Annotated in this window: 15 protein-coding genes and 1 pseudogene; 13 read left to right on the top strand and 3 right to left on the bottom strand. The window is 63.6% G+C overall.

Annotated elements, in window-relative coordinates:
• Positions 1 to 47 precede the first annotated feature (47 nt).
• From rpmI to NKH91_RS13740, 5 genes are all read left to right on the top strand, one after another.
• On the top strand, positions 48 to 251 hold the full coding sequence (gene rpmI / locus NKH91_RS13760; RefSeq protein ID WP_006201248.1) for a 50S ribosomal protein L35: 204 nt from the start codon (positions 48 to 50) through the stop codon (positions 249 to 251).
• Positions 252 to 398: 147 nt separating this feature from the next.
• Positions 399 to 800, top strand: coding sequence for a 50S ribosomal protein L20 (gene rplT / locus NKH91_RS13755; RefSeq protein WP_006201247.1), 402 nt, complete (start codon positions 399 to 401; stop codon positions 798 to 800).
• Between the two features lie 96 nt (positions 801 to 896).
• Complete coding sequence (pheS, locus tag NKH91_RS13750) at positions 897 to 1,982, top strand: phenylalanine--tRNA ligase subunit alpha (RefSeq protein ID WP_352847692.1); 1,086 nt, start codon at positions 897 to 899, stop codon at positions 1,980 to 1,982.
• A gap of 106 nt (positions 1,983 to 2,088) precedes the next feature.
• A complete protein-coding gene (gene pheT, locus NKH91_RS13745; protein ID WP_352847694.1) occupies positions 2,089 to 4,497 on the top strand; it encodes a phenylalanine--tRNA ligase subunit beta in 2,409 nt (802 codons plus the stop codon).
• A gap of 39 nt (positions 4,498 to 4,536) precedes the next feature.
• Positions 4,537 to 5,139: a nucleotidyltransferase family protein gene (locus tag NKH91_RS13740; protein ID WP_352484467.1), complete on the top strand. Its 603-nt coding sequence runs from the start codon at positions 4,537 to 4,539 to the stop codon at positions 5,137 to 5,139.
• Positions 5,140 to 5,408: 269 nt separating this feature from the next.
• Here the strand turns inward: NKH91_RS13740 and NKH91_RS13735 are convergent, their stop codons facing one another.
• Complete coding sequence (locus tag NKH91_RS13735; RefSeq protein WP_352847696.1) at positions 5,409 to 6,404, bottom strand: aldo/keto reductase; 996 nt, start codon at positions 6,402 to 6,404, stop codon at positions 5,409 to 5,411.
• Between the two features lie 105 nt (positions 6,405 to 6,509).
• Here NKH91_RS13735 and NKH91_RS13730 point away from each other — a divergent pair, with 105 nt between their 5' ends.
• The 5 genes and pseudogenes from NKH91_RS13730 to NKH91_RS13710 all read left to right on the top strand — a co-directional run bounded on the left by NKH91_RS13730 (position 6,510) and on the right by NKH91_RS13710 (position 11,542).
• Complete coding sequence (locus NKH91_RS13730) at positions 6,510 to 7,400, top strand: LysR family transcriptional regulator (protein WP_352847698.1); 891 nt, start codon at positions 6,510 to 6,512, stop codon at positions 7,398 to 7,400.
• Positions 7,401 to 7,460: 60 nt separating this feature from the next.
• Positions 7,461 to 8,039 carry a cytochrome b gene (locus tag NKH91_RS13725; protein ID WP_352847700.1) on the top strand — a complete coding sequence of 193 codons (579 nt, stop codon included), beginning with the start codon at positions 7,461 to 7,463 and terminating at the stop codon, positions 8,037 to 8,039.
• A 68-nt stretch (positions 8,040 to 8,107) separates the two neighbouring features.
• Positions 8,108 to 8,683 carry a YceI family protein gene (locus NKH91_RS13720; RefSeq protein WP_352484690.1) on the top strand — a complete coding sequence of 192 codons (576 nt, stop codon included), beginning with the start codon at positions 8,108 to 8,110 and terminating at the stop codon, positions 8,681 to 8,683.
• Between the two features lie 154 nt (positions 8,684 to 8,837).
• The gene (locus tag NKH91_RS13715; RefSeq protein WP_352484691.1) at positions 8,838 to 9,824 is read left to right on the top strand and encodes a Gfo/Idh/MocA family protein; all 987 of its coding nucleotides are present in this window, start codon (positions 8,838 to 8,840) and stop codon (positions 9,822 to 9,824) included.
• A gap of 59 nt (positions 9,825 to 9,883) precedes the next feature.
• Positions 9,884 to 11,542, top strand: a pseudogene (locus NKH91_RS13710) (FAD-binding dehydrogenase).
• Positions 11,543 to 11,553: 11 nt separating this feature from the next.
• Here NKH91_RS13710 and NKH91_RS13705 read toward each other — a convergent pair.
• On the bottom strand, positions 11,554 to 12,300 hold the full coding sequence (locus NKH91_RS13705; protein ID WP_352847704.1) for a GntR family transcriptional regulator: 747 nt from the start codon (positions 12,298 to 12,300) through the stop codon (positions 11,554 to 11,556).
• A gap of 99 nt (positions 12,301 to 12,399) precedes the next feature.
• Here NKH91_RS13705 and NKH91_RS13700 point away from each other — a divergent pair, with 99 nt between their 5' ends.
• From NKH91_RS13700 to NKH91_RS13690, 3 genes are all read left to right on the top strand, one after another.
• A complete protein-coding gene (locus NKH91_RS13700) occupies positions 12,400 to 12,954 on the top strand; it encodes an autotransporter (RefSeq protein ID WP_023718309.1) in 555 nt (184 codons plus the stop codon).
• A gap of 155 nt (positions 12,955 to 13,109) precedes the next feature.
• The gene (locus NKH91_RS13695; RefSeq protein ID WP_352484694.1) at positions 13,110 to 13,895 is read left to right on the top strand and encodes a DUF899 domain-containing protein; all 786 of its coding nucleotides are present in this window, start codon (positions 13,110 to 13,112) and stop codon (positions 13,893 to 13,895) included.
• 98 nt (positions 13,896 to 13,993) lie between these two features.
• Complete coding sequence (locus NKH91_RS13690) at positions 13,994 to 14,260, top strand: hypothetical protein (protein ID WP_352495233.1); 267 nt, start codon at positions 13,994 to 13,996, stop codon at positions 14,258 to 14,260.
• Positions 14,261 to 14,306: 46 nt separating this feature from the next.
• Here NKH91_RS13690 and NKH91_RS13685 read toward each other — a convergent pair whose 3' ends face one another.
• Positions 14,307 to 15,245, bottom strand: coding sequence for an alpha/beta hydrolase (locus NKH91_RS13685; protein WP_352847709.1), 939 nt, complete (start codon positions 15,243 to 15,245; stop codon positions 14,307 to 14,309).
• Positions 15,246 to 15,265 lie beyond the last annotated feature (20 nt).

The raw sequence follows: 15,265 nt of genomic DNA, 5'->3' as shown, positions 1-15,265 counted from the left end.
GAAGCGAACAAAAAGCGCATTGGTGCGCATATATACGGAGTAGCAAAATGCCCAAGATGAAGACCAAATCGGCCGCCAAGAAGCGGTTCAAGATCACAGGTACGGGTAAAGTTCTGTCGGCTGCGGCCGGCAAGCGTCACGGCATGATCAAGCGTTCCAACAAGTTCATTCGAAATGCCCGCGGCACGATGGTTCTGGCTGAACCGGATGGCAAGAAGGTCATCAAGAATTTTCTGCCGAACGGCCTCTAGGGCATGATGCCAAAAAGTTGCAAACTTTTTGGAAAACATCATGCGCCAAATAAGGGCATTCGGTCTGGACACGCATTTGTTTTACGCAATTCCGAACGGAAAACCGCTAGGCACTTTTCCTGGAATTGCTTTTAAGGAGATCATGACATGGCACGCGTAAAGAGAGGCGTCACCTCGCACGCCAAGCACAAGAAGGTCCTGAAAGCCGCCAAGGGTTTTTACGGCCGCCGCAAGAACACCATTCGCATCGCCAAGCAGGCGGTGGAAAAGTCGCTGCAGTACGCCTATCGCGACCGCAAGAATCGCAAGCGTTCGTTCCGCGCGCTGTGGATCCAGCGCATCAATGCGGCGACGCATGAGCATGGCTTGACCTATGGCCGTTTCATCGACGGTCTCAACAAGGCCGGCATCGAGATCGATCGCAAGATCCTGTCGGACATGGCCATCCACGAGCCGCAGGCTTTTGCCGCACTCGTGGCCAAGGCCAAGGTCGCGCTCGAATACCTCAAGAACACCACGCCGAACGCTTTTGAAAGCGCTGTCGCTTAAGACCAGCGCTTCCCAAGCTATTCGACACTTGATTTGGGAAACCCGCGCTGGCAGGGCTGGCGCGGGTTTTTCTTTGCTTCCAATCGGGTCTGGAACATGAGTGACATGGAAACTCTCGAAAATTCCCTGATGGCCGAGATCGCCTCTGCCGCCGACGAGCAAGCAATCGAGGCGGTGCGTGTCTCTGCCCTCGGCAAGAAGGGTTCGGTCTCCGAGATACTGAAGACACTCGGCTCGATGAGCGCCGAGGAGCGCCAGGTCAAAGGCCCGGCAATCAACGGCCTCAAGAACCGCGTCACCGAGGCACTTTCGGCCCGTCGCGCCGAGCTGAAAGATGTGGCGATCACGGCACGGCTTGCCGCCGAGAAGGTCGACGTCACCTTGCCGGTGCGACAATCGCCGGCCGAGCGCGGCCGCATCCATCCGATCAGCCAGGTTATCGACGAGATCGCGGCGATCTTCGGCGATCTCGGCTTTGCCATCGCCGAAGGTCCCGACATCGAGACCGACTATTACAATTTCACCTCGCTGAACTTCCCGGAAGGCCACCCGGCGCGCGAGATGCACGACACCTTCTTCTTCCAGCCGGACGAGCAGGGCGAACGCAAGCTTTTGCGCACCCACACCTCGCCGGTGCAGATCCGCACCATGGAGATGCAGAAGCCGCCAATCCGCATTGTCATTCCTGGCAAGACCTACCGGCAGGATTCCGATGCCACCCACTCACCGATGTTCCATCAGGTCGAGGGGCTGGTGATCGACAAATCGGCCAACGTCGCCAACATGAAGTGGGTACTGGAGGAGTTCTGTAAGGCCTTCTTCGAGGTGCCGAGCGTCAAGATGCGCTTCCGGCCGTCCTTCTTCCCCTTCACCGAGCCCAGCCTCGAGGTCGACATCCAGTGCGACCGTTCGCGGCCGGGCGAGGTGCGCTTCGGCGAAGGCTCAGATTGGATGGAGATCCTCGGCTGCGGCATGGTCCACCCCAATGTGCTCCGTTACGGCGGGCTCGATCCCGACGAATACCAGGGCTTTGCCTGGGGCATGGGCATCGACCGCATCGCCATGCTGAAATACGGCATGCCCGACTTGCGCGCCTTCTTCGACGCGGATGTGCGCTGGCTGTCGCATTACGGTTTTAGGCCGCTCGACATGCCGACGCTGTTTGGCGGGCTAAGCGCGTGACAATCGGGCCGCAGCAAATCCGCGGGCAGGTCGCCTTCCTGCACATGTCCGACGCGCGGCCGCATAGCTTCAAGTGCAGCGTGCCCAGACCAGACGGAACACAGTCATGAAACTCACCCTCTCCTGGCTCAAGGATCACCTCGAGACCGATGCCTCGCTGGCGGAAATCGTCGAACGTCTCACCTCGATCGGCCTCGAGGTCGAGCATGTCGACGACCGGGCGAGCCTGGCCCCCTTCGTCATCGCCAAGGTGCTGGCGGCGGTCCAGCATCCCGACGCCGACCGGCTTCGCGTGCTGACCGTCGACACCGGCGACGGCAGGGCGCCAGTGCAGGTCGTGTGTGGAGCGCCGAACGCCCGCGCCGGCCTGATCGGCGCCTTTGCAGCACCCGGCACCTATATTCCCGGCATCGACGTGACGCTGGCCGTCGGCAAGATCCGCGGCGTCGAAAGCCACGGCATGATGTGCTCCGAGCGCGAGCTCGAACTGTCCGAGGAGCATGACGGCATCATCGACCTGCCGGCCGATGCGCCGGTCGGCACCAGTTTCGCCGCCTATGCCCATCTCGACGATCCGCTGATCGAAATCAATCTGACGCCGAACCGGCCGGATGCGACCAGCGTTTATGGCATCGCCCGCGATCTGGCGGCGAGCGGGCTCGGCACGCTGAAGAGCGCGCCGATAGAGCCGATCCCGGGCAAGGGCGAGACGCCGGTCAAGGTGACGATCGAAGCGCCGGAGCTCTGTCTCGGCTTTGCGCTGCGCCTGGTGCGCGGCGTCAAGAACGGACCGTCGCCGAAATGGTTGCAGCAAAGGCTTCTCGCCATCGGCTTGAGGCCGATCAGTGCGCTGGTCGACATCACCAATTATGTCACCTTCGATCGCGGCCGGCCGCTGCATGTCTTCGACGCTGCGAAGGTCACCGGCAATCTCACCGTGCGCCGGGCACGCGACGGCGAAAAGGTGCTGGCGCTCGACGGCCGCGAATACACGCTGACGCCGGAGATGTGCGTCATCGCCGACCAGGATGGTATCGAGTCGATCGCCGGCATCATGGGTGGCGAGCATTCCGGCTGCGACGAGAACACCACCGACGTGCTGATCGAGTCGGCACTTTGGGACCCGATCGCCACCGCCCGCACCGGCCGCACGCTCGGCATCATCACCGATGCACGCTACCGCTTCGAGCGTGGCGTCGACCCGGAAATGATGATTCCCGGTGTGGAGCTGGCGACGAGGCTGGTGCTCGATTTCTGCGGCGGTACGCCGACGCAAACCGAAGTCGTCGGCTATGCCGGCCATCGGCCGAAGATCGTCTCGTTCCCATTGTCGGACGTGAAGCGGCTGACCGGCATCGAAGTGCCGCGCTCGACGAGCCTCGACATTCTTGCCCGCCTCGGCTTCAAGCCGGAGGGCACGGGCGATGTCGTCAATGTGGCGGTCCCGTCCTGGCGGCCGGATGTCGACGGCAAGGCCGACCTGGTTGAGGAGGTCATGCGCATCCACGGCGTCGACAATATCGCGCCGCAGCCGCTCGGCAGCCACGACGCGGTCAACGCCAAGATCCTGACTGTGCTGCAGATCCGCACCCGCGCCGCCAAGCGGGCACTTGCCGTGCGCGGCATGATGGAGGCCGTCACCTGGTCGTTCATTCCGGCAAAACACGCCGATTTGTTCGGCGGCGGCCAGCAGGCGCTGAAGCTTGCCAACCCGATCGCCGCCGATATGTCGGACATGCGGCCGTCGCTGCTGCCGGGCCTGATCGCGGCCGCGCAGCGCAACGCCGACAAGGGCATCGGCGATGTCGCGCTGTTCGAAGTGTCGGGCACTTACGAGGGCGACGGCGCCGACCAGCAGCGGCGTGTTGCCGCCGGCGTTCGGCGCGGCACCGCCAAGCTCGAGGGCTCCGGCCGTCATTGGGCCGGCAACGCCGGCGCCGTCGGCGTCTTCGACGCCAAAGCCGATGCGATCGCAGCACTCGAAGCCTGCGGCGCGCCGGTCGAGCGGCTGCAGATCGAGGCCGGCAGCCCGGCCTGGTATCACCCCGGCCGCTCCGGCACGATCAAGCTCGGGCCGAAGGTAATCCTTGGCACGTTCGGCGAGTTCCACCCGAAGACGCTGGAGGGGCTTGACGTCTCCGGTCCGCTTTGCGGGTTTGAGGTGTTCATCGATGCCGTGCCCGAGCCGAAGGCCAAGCCGACGCGGACAAAGCCGAGGCTCGATCTGTCCGCCTTCCAGGCGGTCAAGCGCGATTTCGCCTTCGTCGTCGACAAGGCGGTCGAAGCCGGCACACTCGTTCGCGCCGCCCTTGCCGCAGACCGGAAGCTGATTTCCGGCGTCTCGGTGTTCGATGTTTTCGAGGGTGCAGCGCTCGGCGCGGCGAAGAAGTCGATCGCCATCGAAGTTTCGATCCAGCCGGTCGAAAAGACGCTGACCGACGAGGATTTCGAGGCGCTGGCCAAGCGCATCGTCGAGAATGTCGGCAAACAGACCGGCGGCGTGCTGCGCGGCTGAGGGATTGCGGACGCATGGCGAATCGCCCTCCAAAGGGCGATGAACCATTTGCGCTATTCAGGGCTGCCCTTCGAGGAACAGCGTGCAGCCTTTCTCGATATCGTCTCGGCCGATCCGCTGGTCGGCGAGACGCTGTCGCGGGTACGGGCGCTCGACCTCCCCGACTGGCTGGTCGTGTCCGGCGCGCTTTACAACAGCGTCTGGAATCATCTGACGGCGAAGCCTTCGGGATATGGCATTCGTGATGTCGATCTGTTCTATTTCGATGAGAGCGATCTGTCTTACGAGGCCGAGGACACGGTCATCCGCCGGGCGGCGAAGCAGTTCGAAGGACTGACGCTGCCGGTCGAAGTGCGCAACCAGGCGCGGGTGCATCTGTGGTTTGAGGCGCGCTTTGGCGGTTCCTATCCCAGACTGTCGTCGTCCGCCGAGGCGCTGTCCTATTTCGCTTCGAAAACCCATGCGGTCGGCGTTAGATTCGGCACCGATGGGCAACTCGCGCTCGTGGCGCCGTTCGGGCTCGACGACATCTTCTCGTTTCGCGTTACCCCGAACCGTGCACTGGATAATCAGCAGACGCACGAGATGAAGGGCGCGCGTGCGAGGGAGAACTGGCCGGAGATCAGTGTCGTGCCTTGGTAGGAAATATCGGCGGGACAGCACCCCCCTCTGTCCTGCCGGACATCTCCCCCTCAAGGGGGGAGATCGGCAGCTTCGGCGATCCGCTCGCTCCTGCAACGTCCGTGATTGGCGAAAGCCGAGGTGACGTCCAATCTCCCCCCTTGAGGGGGAGATGTCCGGCAGGACAGAGGGGGGTGCCTCGCGCCAATATCTCGCAATTATTTGCATTGCGGTGCGACCGAAAACGGGTCGCCGAAACGCCCCGTTTCGATTACGCCGTCGATCGCCGTTCAACCGTTGACCAGGGCCAGCAGCTCCTCGGTATAGCGCTTGCCGACCACCTTTTCCGGCGACAGCGCGTCGCCGATGGACGCCACTTCGGCCTGGCTCAGCACAATATCGGCTGCCGCCGTATTCTGCTCCAGATGGCGGATTTTTCGCGCACCGGGGATCGGGACAATGAAGTCGCCCTGATGCAGCACCCAGGCGAGCGCCAGCTGCGCCGGCGTTACGCCCTTCTCGGCAGCAATCTTTTCCAGCACCGCGATGACCACCGCATTGGCCGCCATGGCGTCGGCCTGGAAGCGCGGCAACCCGCGGCGCCAGTCGTCGGCGCCGAGAACATCGGGCTTGGCGATCGTGCCGGTGAGCAGGCCGCGGCCGAGCGGGCTATAGGGGACAAAGCCGATGCCGAGCTCGCGACAGACGGCAAACACCTCTTCCTCCGGATCGCGGCTCCACAGCGAATATTCGCTCTGCACCGCGGCGATCGGATGCACCGCATGCGCCCGGCGGATGGTCGCCGCACTCGCCTCCGACAGGCCGAGCGCCCGCACCTTGCCCTCGCGCACCAGCTCGGCCATGGCGCCGACCGTATCCTCGATCGGCACGTTGGGATCGACGCGGTGCTGGTAATAGAGGTCGATGACCTCCGTATCCAGCCGCTTCAACGACGCTTCGGCAACCGCCTTGACGTGTTCCGGGCGGCTGTCGACGCCGGCCATGCGCTCCATGCCGCTGCCTTCTTCCAGGATCTTGAAGCCGAATTTCGTCGCAATCGTCACCTTGTCACGCACAGGCTTCAGCGCCTTGCCAACCAGGATCTCGTTCTCGTAGGGGCCGTAAACCTCGGCCGTGTCGAAGAAATTGACGCCGATGTCGACAGCGTGGCGCAGCGTGGCGATCGCGTCCGCCTCCGGCTGGCCGCCATAGGCAAAGCTCATCCCCATGCAGCCGAGGCCGACCGGGTAGACGTCAAGTTCATTGCCGAGCTTGCGGGTTTGCATCACGTATCTCCTTGTTGTGATGGTTGTGATGCCGCAGAGATAGCGTCTTGCGCTGCGTTCGATAATCGGCTCTCATTTGCACAGGCTGTTCCAAAAAATAGATCAATGAAGCGAACCCATCTTTCACAGCTCGCTGTACTGGCAACGGTCGCCCAATGCGGCAGTTTTCGCGGCGCGGCCAAGGAGCTGGCAATCGCGCCATCGGCGGTCAGCCACGCGGTTTCCAGCCTGGAAGCGCGCCTCGGCGTCCGCCTTCTGGCGCGCAGCACGCGCAGCGTCGCTCCGACCGAGGAGGGCGCGCAGCTGCTCGAGCGCCTCAGGCCGGCGCTGTCGGAAATCGACCTGGCGCTGGAATCGGCGATCGAGGCGCGCGACCGGCCGGCCGGCAATCTCAGGCTGACCGTGCCGCGCACCGCGGCCCACCTGACGCTGACGCCAAGGCTCGGCGCCTTTGCCGCTGCCTATCCCGACATCGTGCTGGAGATCGTCATCGAGGACCGCTTCACCGATGTGGTCAAGGGCGGCTTCGATGCCGGCGTGCGGCTGGGCGAGAGCCTGCAGCGCGACATGATCGCCGTGCGCATCGGGCCGGACCTTCGCGGCGCAGTCGTCGGCGCGCCATCCTATTTCGAGACCATGCCCAAGCCGCAGCATCCGCGCGATCTTGCCGGTCACCGCTGCATCCGCTTCCGCTTCTCCAGCGGCATTCTCTATCGCTGGGAATTCGAGAAGAACGGCGAGGAGATCGAAATCCCGGTGAAAGGGCCGCTGATCCTCGACGAGGACCATCTGATTGCCAACGCCGCGGTCGACGGCGCCGGGCTCGCCTTCGTGTTCGAGGACTATGTCCGCGACGCGCTCGCCGCCGGCAAGCTTGTTCGCGTGCTGGAGGACTGGTGCCCGCTTTTCGACGGCTTCTTCGTCTATTACCCAAGCCGCCGCCAGATGCGGCCGGCGCTCAGGGCCTTTGTCGATTTCTTCAAGGTCGGCGAGTAAGCCAACCCTCCCCACAAGGGAGAGGTGGAAGAAAGCCGACCTGGCATTCGTTCACCGACCATGTCAGCACTGCCCAAAAACCAGGCCACCGGCTACGGCTGGACGGCGATCATCCTTCACTGGCTGATCGCGGCGCTCTTTATCGGCCAGTTCGTGCTCGGCTTCGTCATGGTGCGACTGTCCAGCCAGCGCACCGCCTTCGAACTGATCCAGCTGCATAAATCCTTCGGCTTCCTGCTGCTTGGGCTGGTCATCCTGCGCATCGCCTGGCGCCTTGGCAGACCGGCCCCGCCGCTGCCGCGCTCGGTCGGCCCGTTCGAGCGCCGCATCGCGCCACTTGTCCATCTTGCGCTTTATGCGTTTCAGCTCGCTCTGCCGCTGTCCGGCTGGGCGCTGGTCTCGGTCTCGGTGCTGGAGATCCCGAGCGTGCCGTTCAATCTGTTTGTTATGCCCAATCTGCCGCTTGGCGAATCGGACGTGGCTGAAAGCTTCTGGGCAGCGACGCACTGGTATCTCGCCTATGCCGGCATCGGACTTGTCGCTTTGCATCTGGCCGCGGCGCTGCGTCATCATTTCTGGCTGAGGGATACCGTGCTGCTGCGCATGATCACGGCTTCGTCACATCGCGACACGGAATAGAGCGGGCGGCTCATTCGTTCATGGGGCGAGGACGCAAGAAAGCGTTGCCTGCCAAGAGGACCATTTCCATGTACGCGCGCATCTTCGGATTTGCGGCAGCCGCCGCTTGTTTTGCTATGCCTGTTTTCGCCGCCGTCGCCCTTGGCGACGCGGCCGGCAGCTACACCATCAGCCCGGGGAGTTCCAGCATCCACTTCTCGATCGGCAAGCTCGGCGGCGGAGGGCTCGACGGTGCTTTCTCCCGCTTCAAGGGCAGTATCCTCATCGACAACAGCGATGTCGGCCGGTCCCAGGTCAATTTCACCATCTTCCCCGAAAGCGTCGGTACCGGCCAAAGTCGCATCGACGCCTTTCTTCGCTCGGACGCGGTTTTCGACGCGGCCAACAATCCGGAGATCCAGTTCCGTTCGACCAGCGTCAAACGCACCGGCGCCACGTCAGCCCTTGTCACCGGCCGGCTGACGGCGCGCGGCAAGACCTTTCAGGAAAAGTTCACGGCCGAGCTCGGCGGCCTCAGGGCGGGCACGATAAAATTCCATGTCACCGGCAAGGTGTTGCGGTCGCGCTACGGCATGGATGTCGGCACGCCGATTTACTCCAACGTCGTCGACTTCGACATGACGCTGACGGGTAGAAGGGGATAGTCTTTGCAGGACCTGGGTTCGTCGCCCCCGCAAGGGCAGCGCCGGCATCCGGAAAAGCCGCAGATGATCGCCCTGTTCGCCGCCAGGCTCCCGCATTGGCTTTTCTCCTGAATTAGGGCAAACCTCCAGGCCTGCAATCGAGAGGAGAAATCTGATGTTCCGATGGGGTGTTTTGTCGACGGCCAAGATCGGCCGCGAGCAGCTTTTGCCGGCAATCGTCGAGGCGGAGAACGGCGTGCTGTCGGCGATCGCCAGCCGCGATCTGTCGAAAGCCCGGGCACTGGGCGAACGCTTCGGCGCGCGCCACGCTTTCGGCTCCTATGAGGAGCTGCTCGCCTCCAGCGACATCGACGGCGTCTACATTCCGCTGCCGACCTCGCAGCATGTCGAATGGACGGCCAAGGCGATCGAGGCCGGCAAGCATGTTCTGGTCGAAAAGCCGCTGGCGCTCGATGCCAAGGATATTCCGCCGCTGATCAAGCTGCGCGATGCCAGGAAGGTGCTGGTCTGCGAAGCTTTCATGGTCGTCTACCATCCGCAATGGATCAAGGTGCGCGAGCTGATCGCCAACGGCGCCATCGGCCGGCTGCGCCATGTCCAGGGCGCGTTCTCCTATTACAATGTCGACCCCAACAACATGCGCAACAAGCTCGATCTCGGCGGCGGCGCGCTGCCCGACATCGGTGTCTACCCGACGGTGTCGACACGCTTTTCGACGGGCAAGGAGCCGCTGCGCGTCCAGGCGACGATCGAGCGCGACAAGACGTTCGGCACCGACATCTATTCCTCGATCCGCGCCGATTTCGGCGATTTCGAGCTGTCGTTTTACCTGTCGACGCAGATGGCGGCACGCCAGGTGATGGTGTTCCACGGCGAGAAGGGATTCATCGAGGTGTTCTCACCGTTCAACGCCGGGCTCTATGACCATCACCGCGTCGAGCTGCACAACCAGAACCACAGCGAGGCGCAGGTATTCCGCTTTCCCGGCACGCAGCAATACCGGCTGGAAGTCGAGGCCTTCGCGCGGGCGGCACAGGGCGGCAAGGACCGCGTTTTCACCCTGGAAGAATCGGTGCTCAACCAGAAGGTCATCGATGCCATCTTCCGCGCCGGCGAGAAGGAAGGCTGGGAGACAGTCTAGGCCGGCCATGATCCCAAAAAATGAGGGACCGGTTTTTGGACGAGATCATGGCCAAATAGATGCCAAACGACGCGGATGTGATCATTGTCGGCGCCGGCCTTGCCGGTCTTGTCGCGGCGGCCGAACTGACTGAGGCCGGCAAGAAGACCATCATCGTCGAGCAGGAGCCGGAGCAGTCGCTTGGCGGCCAGGCGTTCTGGTCGCTCGGCGGCATCTTCCTTGTCGATTCGCCCGAACAGCGGCGCATGCGCATCCGCGATTCGTATGAGCTGGCGCTCGAGGATTGGCTGGGCACTGCAGCCTTCGACCGCACGGAAGATCTCTGGCCGCGCCGCTGGGCTGAGGCCTATGTCGGCTTCGCCGCCGGCGAGAAGCGCTCCTAGCTCGGGCAGCGCGGCCTGAAATTCTTTCCGGTGGTCGGCTGGGCCGAGCGCGGCGGTGGCAATGCCGCCGGCCACGGCAATTCGGTGCCGCGCTTCCACATCACCTGGGGCACCGGGCCTGGTGTGCTCGAACCGTTCGTGCAGCGCGTGCGCGAGGCCGAGAAGCGCGGATTGATCCACTTCAAATTCCGTCACCGGGTCAACGAATTGACCCGGACGGGCGGCGTCGTCGACGGCGTGCGCGGCGACGTATTGGCGGCGAGCGATGCCGAGCGCGGTCGCAAGAGCTCGCGCGAGATCACAGCCGATTTCGAGTTGAAGGCGCAGGCCGTCATCGTCGCCTCCGGCGGCATCGGCGCCAATCACCAGCTGGTCCGGGAGAATTGGCCGCAGCGGCTGGGTTCGCCGCCAAAACGCATGATCACCGGCGTTCCCGACCATGTCGACGGCCGCATGCTGGCGATCGCCGAGGCTGCCGGCGGCAGGCTCATCAACCGCGACCGCATGTGGCACTATGTCGAGGGCATCAGGAACTGGGCGCCGCTCTGGACCGACCATGCGATCCGCATCCTGCCCGGCCCGTCATCGCTGTGGCTCGATGCGCGCGGCAAACGCCTGCCGGTGCCGCTCTATCCCGGCTTCGATACGCTGGCGACGCTCAGCCACATCATGAGCACCGGATACGACTATTCCTGGTTCATCCTGACCAAAAAGATCATCCAGAAGGAGTTCGCGCTGTCCGGCTCCGAGCAGAACCCCGATCTGACCGGGAAGAGCTGGCGCCAGGTGCTTGGCCGTGCCACCAGCGGCGTGCCCGCGCCGGTCAAGGCGTTCATGGAGAAGGGTGAGGATTTCATCGTCGAGGCCGAACTGCCGGCGCTGGTCGCCCGCATGAACGCACTGGCCGGCGGCGAGCCGCTGCTCGAACTGGCGCAGGTCGAGCGCGAAATCCGCGCTCGCGACCGGCAGCTCGACAATCCGTTCTCCAAGGACATGCAGATTACCGCGCTGCGCGGCGCGCGCGCCTATCTCGGCGACCGGCTGATCCGTACCGCAAGGCCGCACAAGCTGCTCGATCCCGCCAATGGCCCGCTGATCGCGGTCAGGCTCGGCATCCTGACCCGCAAGACGCTCGGCGGGCTTGAGACGGACCTCGACAGCCGCGTGCTGGGCGCCGGCGGCCAACCGGTCGAAGGGCTGTACGCGGTGGGCGAGGCAGCCGGTTTCGGCGGCGGCGGCATGCACGGCTATGCAGCGCTCGAAGGTACGTTTCTCGGCGGCTGCATCTTTTCCGGCCGCAGTGCCGGACGGGCAGCGGCGCGAGCGGTGGGGTGAAACAAGGCGCTTTAGGCGAAGGGTTGCAAATTGACGTCTTGAAGCTTGGAACCGGCAAGCAAAGCCTCGAGCACCTGCTTCTTGAGGAACAGGCACTGCGCACGGGCAAGTTTCACGATGGCGGAAACGTCGCCTGCCTCGCAGGCAAGAACCAGTTCCTTTTGCTGGGCGATGATCAACTGGGTGAAGTCGCGCGACTTGAAGCCGAGGTGGAGAACCCGCGCCGACTGGTCGAGTATCTGGTCCAGGAGATGCGCCAGCCGCAAATTTCCCGAGAGCTCCGCAAGGGCCAGGCGAAAAGCACGATCGGCCGCAAGGAAGGCAATGTGGCTGCGTAGCGTCTCCGGCTTCAGCACTTTTTGCGCTGCCAGCCTAACATCCTCGAGCCCGCGCTCGGTCATGTTCGATGCCGCCACCCTGAACACTTCCGGTTCGATCAAGCTGCGGACATCGAAGATCTCGTTGACGTCGCGCAGGCTGAGCGTCGCAACGACGTAGCCGCGGCGCGGCTCGCTCCTGACCAGCCCTTCCTGCATCAGGCGGGCCAACGCCGCGCGGATGGTAGCCTTTTTGATCAGGTATCGATCGCCGATCTGTTTCTCGGTGAGCGCTTCGCCGGGGCGCAGCACACAGGCTATGATGTCGTTCCTCAGCTGCTCATATGCCTGTTCCCTGCGAAGGACGTCGGCGGCTGACAGTGCTGTCGCCTCGGCCGTGGCCGGCCCTGCCGGTTCGGCGGTCAACTTCGTCGTTTTCATATTCTGTCCGTCTGGCTGTCCCGTTGACGCTGGCCTCAGCATTCGCTAGCGTGAGCACATCAGATTGATAATCTGAGCATCTCAGGGAGGATAACTGATATGCCTTTAGCCGCCAACTCACCTCTCTACGCCGTTGCCGATGATATCGTCAATGCCGCGAGAGGCCCAGATCCCCTCGAAGCGGTAAGGACGGTCCTGGGCGACTACACGAACCGTTTTCACGCATCGGGAACACTCGCTCACGAAGAAGACGACGACGAGGTGCTTCTGCATGCGAGCCCTAACCTGACGATCTATCACATCACGCTGTCGCCCGGCCTGCAGTACCCGCCTCATAACCACCTGATGGATGCCTTGATCGGCATCTACAAGGGCAGCGAGACGAACTTCATCTATCCTGTTGCCGGCAGCGAACTCGATGTCCCGGAAAGGCAGGACATCGCAGCGCCTGCCGTGGTGCACATGGCCTCAAATACCGTGCATGCGGTTGCGAATACCGGCAGCGCGCGATCGGGTGCGCTGCATGTCTACCTCGGCGATCTCACACGAACCCACCGGCAGCTGTGGAGCCCGGAAAGCAACCAGGCCGAGCCGTTTGACAATGACCGCTACCTGGCCGGCGCACGGCCCATTCAGCAGTCCGGGCGCGAATGAGCGCAGAGGCGTCGCGGGCGGCGAAATTGGCCGTGATCAGCGAACCCGTCGGAATCGCGTCACACTTGTCACTCTCGCCAATCCGCTATCACCCCTATCCTATCTCACGACCCAACACGTCGCGCCGGTGCGGCGACCAGCAAGGGAGATGCACAATGACGGCACATCAGAATGGCACAGGCGAGCAGGCGACGCGGCTCGCGATGAAGACACCACCGGTCGTTTCGCCTGACGCATGGGAGGCCGCGCGCCAGCAGCTGCTCGTGAAGGAGAAGACCATGACCCGGGCTCGCGACGCACTGGCCGCCGAGCGCCGGCGGATGCCATGGGTGGCGGTGGAGAAGTCCTATATGTTCGAAGGGCCTGACGGAAAGGTGAGCCTGCTCGACCTGTTCGAGGGCCGCCGCCAGCTGGTCGTCTACCGTGCCTTCTTCGAGCCCGGCGTATTTGGCTGGCCCGATCACGCCTGCCGCGGCTGTTCGCTGGGGGCGGATCAGGTCGGCAATCTCGCCCATTTGAACGCGCGCGACACCACGCTTGCCTACGCCTCGCGCGCACCGCAGGCCGACATTGCGCGGCTAAAGGCGCGGATGGACTGGAAGATGCCCTGGTACACCATCACCGACAGCTTCGATGCTGATTTCGGCGTTGACGAGTGGCACGGCCACAACGTGTTCATCCGCGACGGCGATCGCGTGTTCCGCACCTACTTCATCAACAACCGCGGCGACGAGGCGATGGGGACCGTATGGAGCTACCTCGACCTGACGCCGCTCGGCCGCCAGGAGGTTTGGGAGGATTCGCCCGAGGGCTATCCGCAGACGCCGACATACAAGTGGTGGAACTGGCACGACAATTACGGCGCCGAAGCCGTCCCCGACAAAAAATGGGTCGAGATATCGGACGCCGGAGAGGCCGCGTTCCGGAATCGCACCGAATAGAACATCTTTGGCGTCGCAGAAATGCGGCTAAGACAAATGGAGGAGCGGGATGCGCTGTTCATTCGAACGCATCCCGCTCACTACCAGGGACAACGGACATGAGCGAGATTCATGCAGGCGGATCCGGCGGCGATGCGAGCCCGGCCGCCCTTGGCGCAGCCGACTGGCTGTCCTTCGCCGCCGCGCCGACCTTCGCAACCATGGCGTTGTTGACACTGCTCGGCGGCGCGCCGGATATGATGTGCTCGACCGGGCAAGAGACCTCACCGCTGGGCGGCATGGTCCCGATGTACCTGCTGATGAGCGCCTTTCATTTGGGGCCTTGGCTGAGGCGGGTTTCCGGGCGGCGACGCAGCCGCAAGTAGAGCTATCCCGGCGGATAAAAGCCCGTCGGGGTGAGGAGGACATCCCTCACCAGATCCATTCGCCCTTCCCCAGAACCGTCACTGCATCGACAATCCGGGTAAAGCTCGAGCGGGCGCGGCCGACCGTGTGCCTGGCGCGCAAATAGCCATGCACCAGCCCCGGCTCCTCGAGCCACCAGGCACGTCCGCCCGCGGCAACGATGCGGTCGCGATAGGCTTCGCCGTCCGACGACAGCGGGTCGCATTCGGCGGTGATCACGACGGTGGGCGGCAGATTGGCAAAGTCGGCGTCGGCGAGCGGCGACAAGGTGAGATCGCCGGTGCGGTCCTCGCCCCCGGTCCTGATGTCCCTGTAGAAAACGAGGTCGCGCACGTTAAGCATCGGCGCTTCCGCGTGGGGGACGTAGGAGCCGGCGGAGCTGTCGCCGCCAAGGCCGGGATAGACCAGAATCTGGCCGATCGGCTTGCGCGCATGGCCGCGCGTCGCGTGGCTGACGGCGGCGGCGAGATTGCCGCCGGCGCTATCGCCGCACAGCAGGATAGGACGCTCGTAGGTGGTCGACGCCCATTCGAAGGCGCTGATGGCATCGTCGAAGGCGGCCGGATGAAGGTGTTCCGGCGCCAGCCGGTAGTCGACCGAAACCACTTCGTAGCCGGTGCGGCTGCAAAGCTCGGCGCAGAGGTCGTCATGGCTATCGAGCCCGCCGAGGACAAAACCGCCGCCATGGAAATAAAGCACCATCGCCGCTGTTTCCGGCGCCGGGGCGCGGTAGACGCGGATCGGGATGTGCCAGGGTGTGGCAATGGCGGTGGTTTCCGCCGTGACGCCTTGGGGATAGCCGGCAAAGAACTCGCGGCACATCTGGTTATAGATCTCGCGCTGCTCGGCGATGGTGTAGTCGATCGTATCGGGTGGATAATAGGAATTGGTCCGCTCGATGAAGGCCCAGGTCTCGGCGTCGATGAGGGTTTTGTAGTTGGTCATGGGCGCCGAATGGGCCGCCA

It is taken from the genome of Mesorhizobium sp. M0894 (genome assembly GCF_040319725.1).
Lineage (GTDB): Bacteria > Pseudomonadota > Alphaproteobacteria > Rhizobiales > Rhizobiaceae > Mesorhizobium.
This window is presented reverse-complemented; position numbering and strand designations above follow the sequence as displayed.

Bases quoted from the DNA above. Each gene is read 5' to 3' on its own strand.
- rpmI (WP_006201248.1), top strand. From the start codon at position 48: ATGCCCAAGATGAAGACCAAATCGGCCGCCAAGAAGCGGTTCAAGATC.
- rplT (WP_006201247.1), top strand. From the start codon at position 399: ATGGCACGCGTAAAGAGAGGCGTCACCTCGCACGCCAAGCACAAGAAG.
- pheS (WP_352847692.1), top strand. From the start codon at position 897: ATGAGTGACATGGAAACTCTCGAAAATTCCCTGATGGCCGAGATCGCC.
- pheT (WP_352847694.1), top strand. From the start codon at position 2,089: ATGAAACTCACCCTCTCCTGGCTCAAGGATCACCTCGAGACCGATGCC.
- NKH91_RS13740 (WP_352484467.1), top strand. From the start codon at position 4,537: ATGAACCATTTGCGCTATTCAGGGCTGCCCTTCGAGGAACAGCGTGCA.
- NKH91_RS13735 (WP_352847696.1), bottom strand. From the start codon at position 6,404: ATGCAAACCCGCAAGCTCGGCAATGAACTTGACGTCTACCCGGTCGGC.
- NKH91_RS13730 (WP_352847698.1), top strand. From the start codon at position 6,510: ATGAAGCGAACCCATCTTTCACAGCTCGCTGTACTGGCAACGGTCGCC.
- NKH91_RS13725 (WP_352847700.1), top strand. From the start codon at position 7,461: ATGTCAGCACTGCCCAAAAACCAGGCCACCGGCTACGGCTGGACGGCG.
- NKH91_RS13720 (WP_352484690.1), top strand. From the start codon at position 8,108: ATGTACGCGCGCATCTTCGGATTTGCGGCAGCCGCCGCTTGTTTTGCT.
- NKH91_RS13715 (WP_352484691.1), top strand. From the start codon at position 8,838: ATGTTCCGATGGGGTGTTTTGTCGACGGCCAAGATCGGCCGCGAGCAG.
- NKH91_RS13705 (WP_352847704.1), bottom strand. From the start codon at position 12,300: ATGAAAACGACGAAGTTGACCGCCGAACCGGCAGGGCCGGCCACGGCC.
- NKH91_RS13700 (WP_023718309.1), top strand. From the start codon at position 12,400: ATGCCTTTAGCCGCCAACTCACCTCTCTACGCCGTTGCCGATGATATC.
- NKH91_RS13695 (WP_352484694.1), top strand. From the start codon at position 13,110: ATGACGGCACATCAGAATGGCACAGGCGAGCAGGCGACGCGGCTCGCG.
- NKH91_RS13690 (WP_352495233.1), top strand. From the start codon at position 13,994: ATGAGCGAGATTCATGCAGGCGGATCCGGCGGCGATGCGAGCCCGGCC.
- NKH91_RS13685 (WP_352847709.1), bottom strand. From the start codon at position 15,245: ATGACCAACTACAAAACCCTCATCGACGCCGAGACCTGGGCCTTCATC.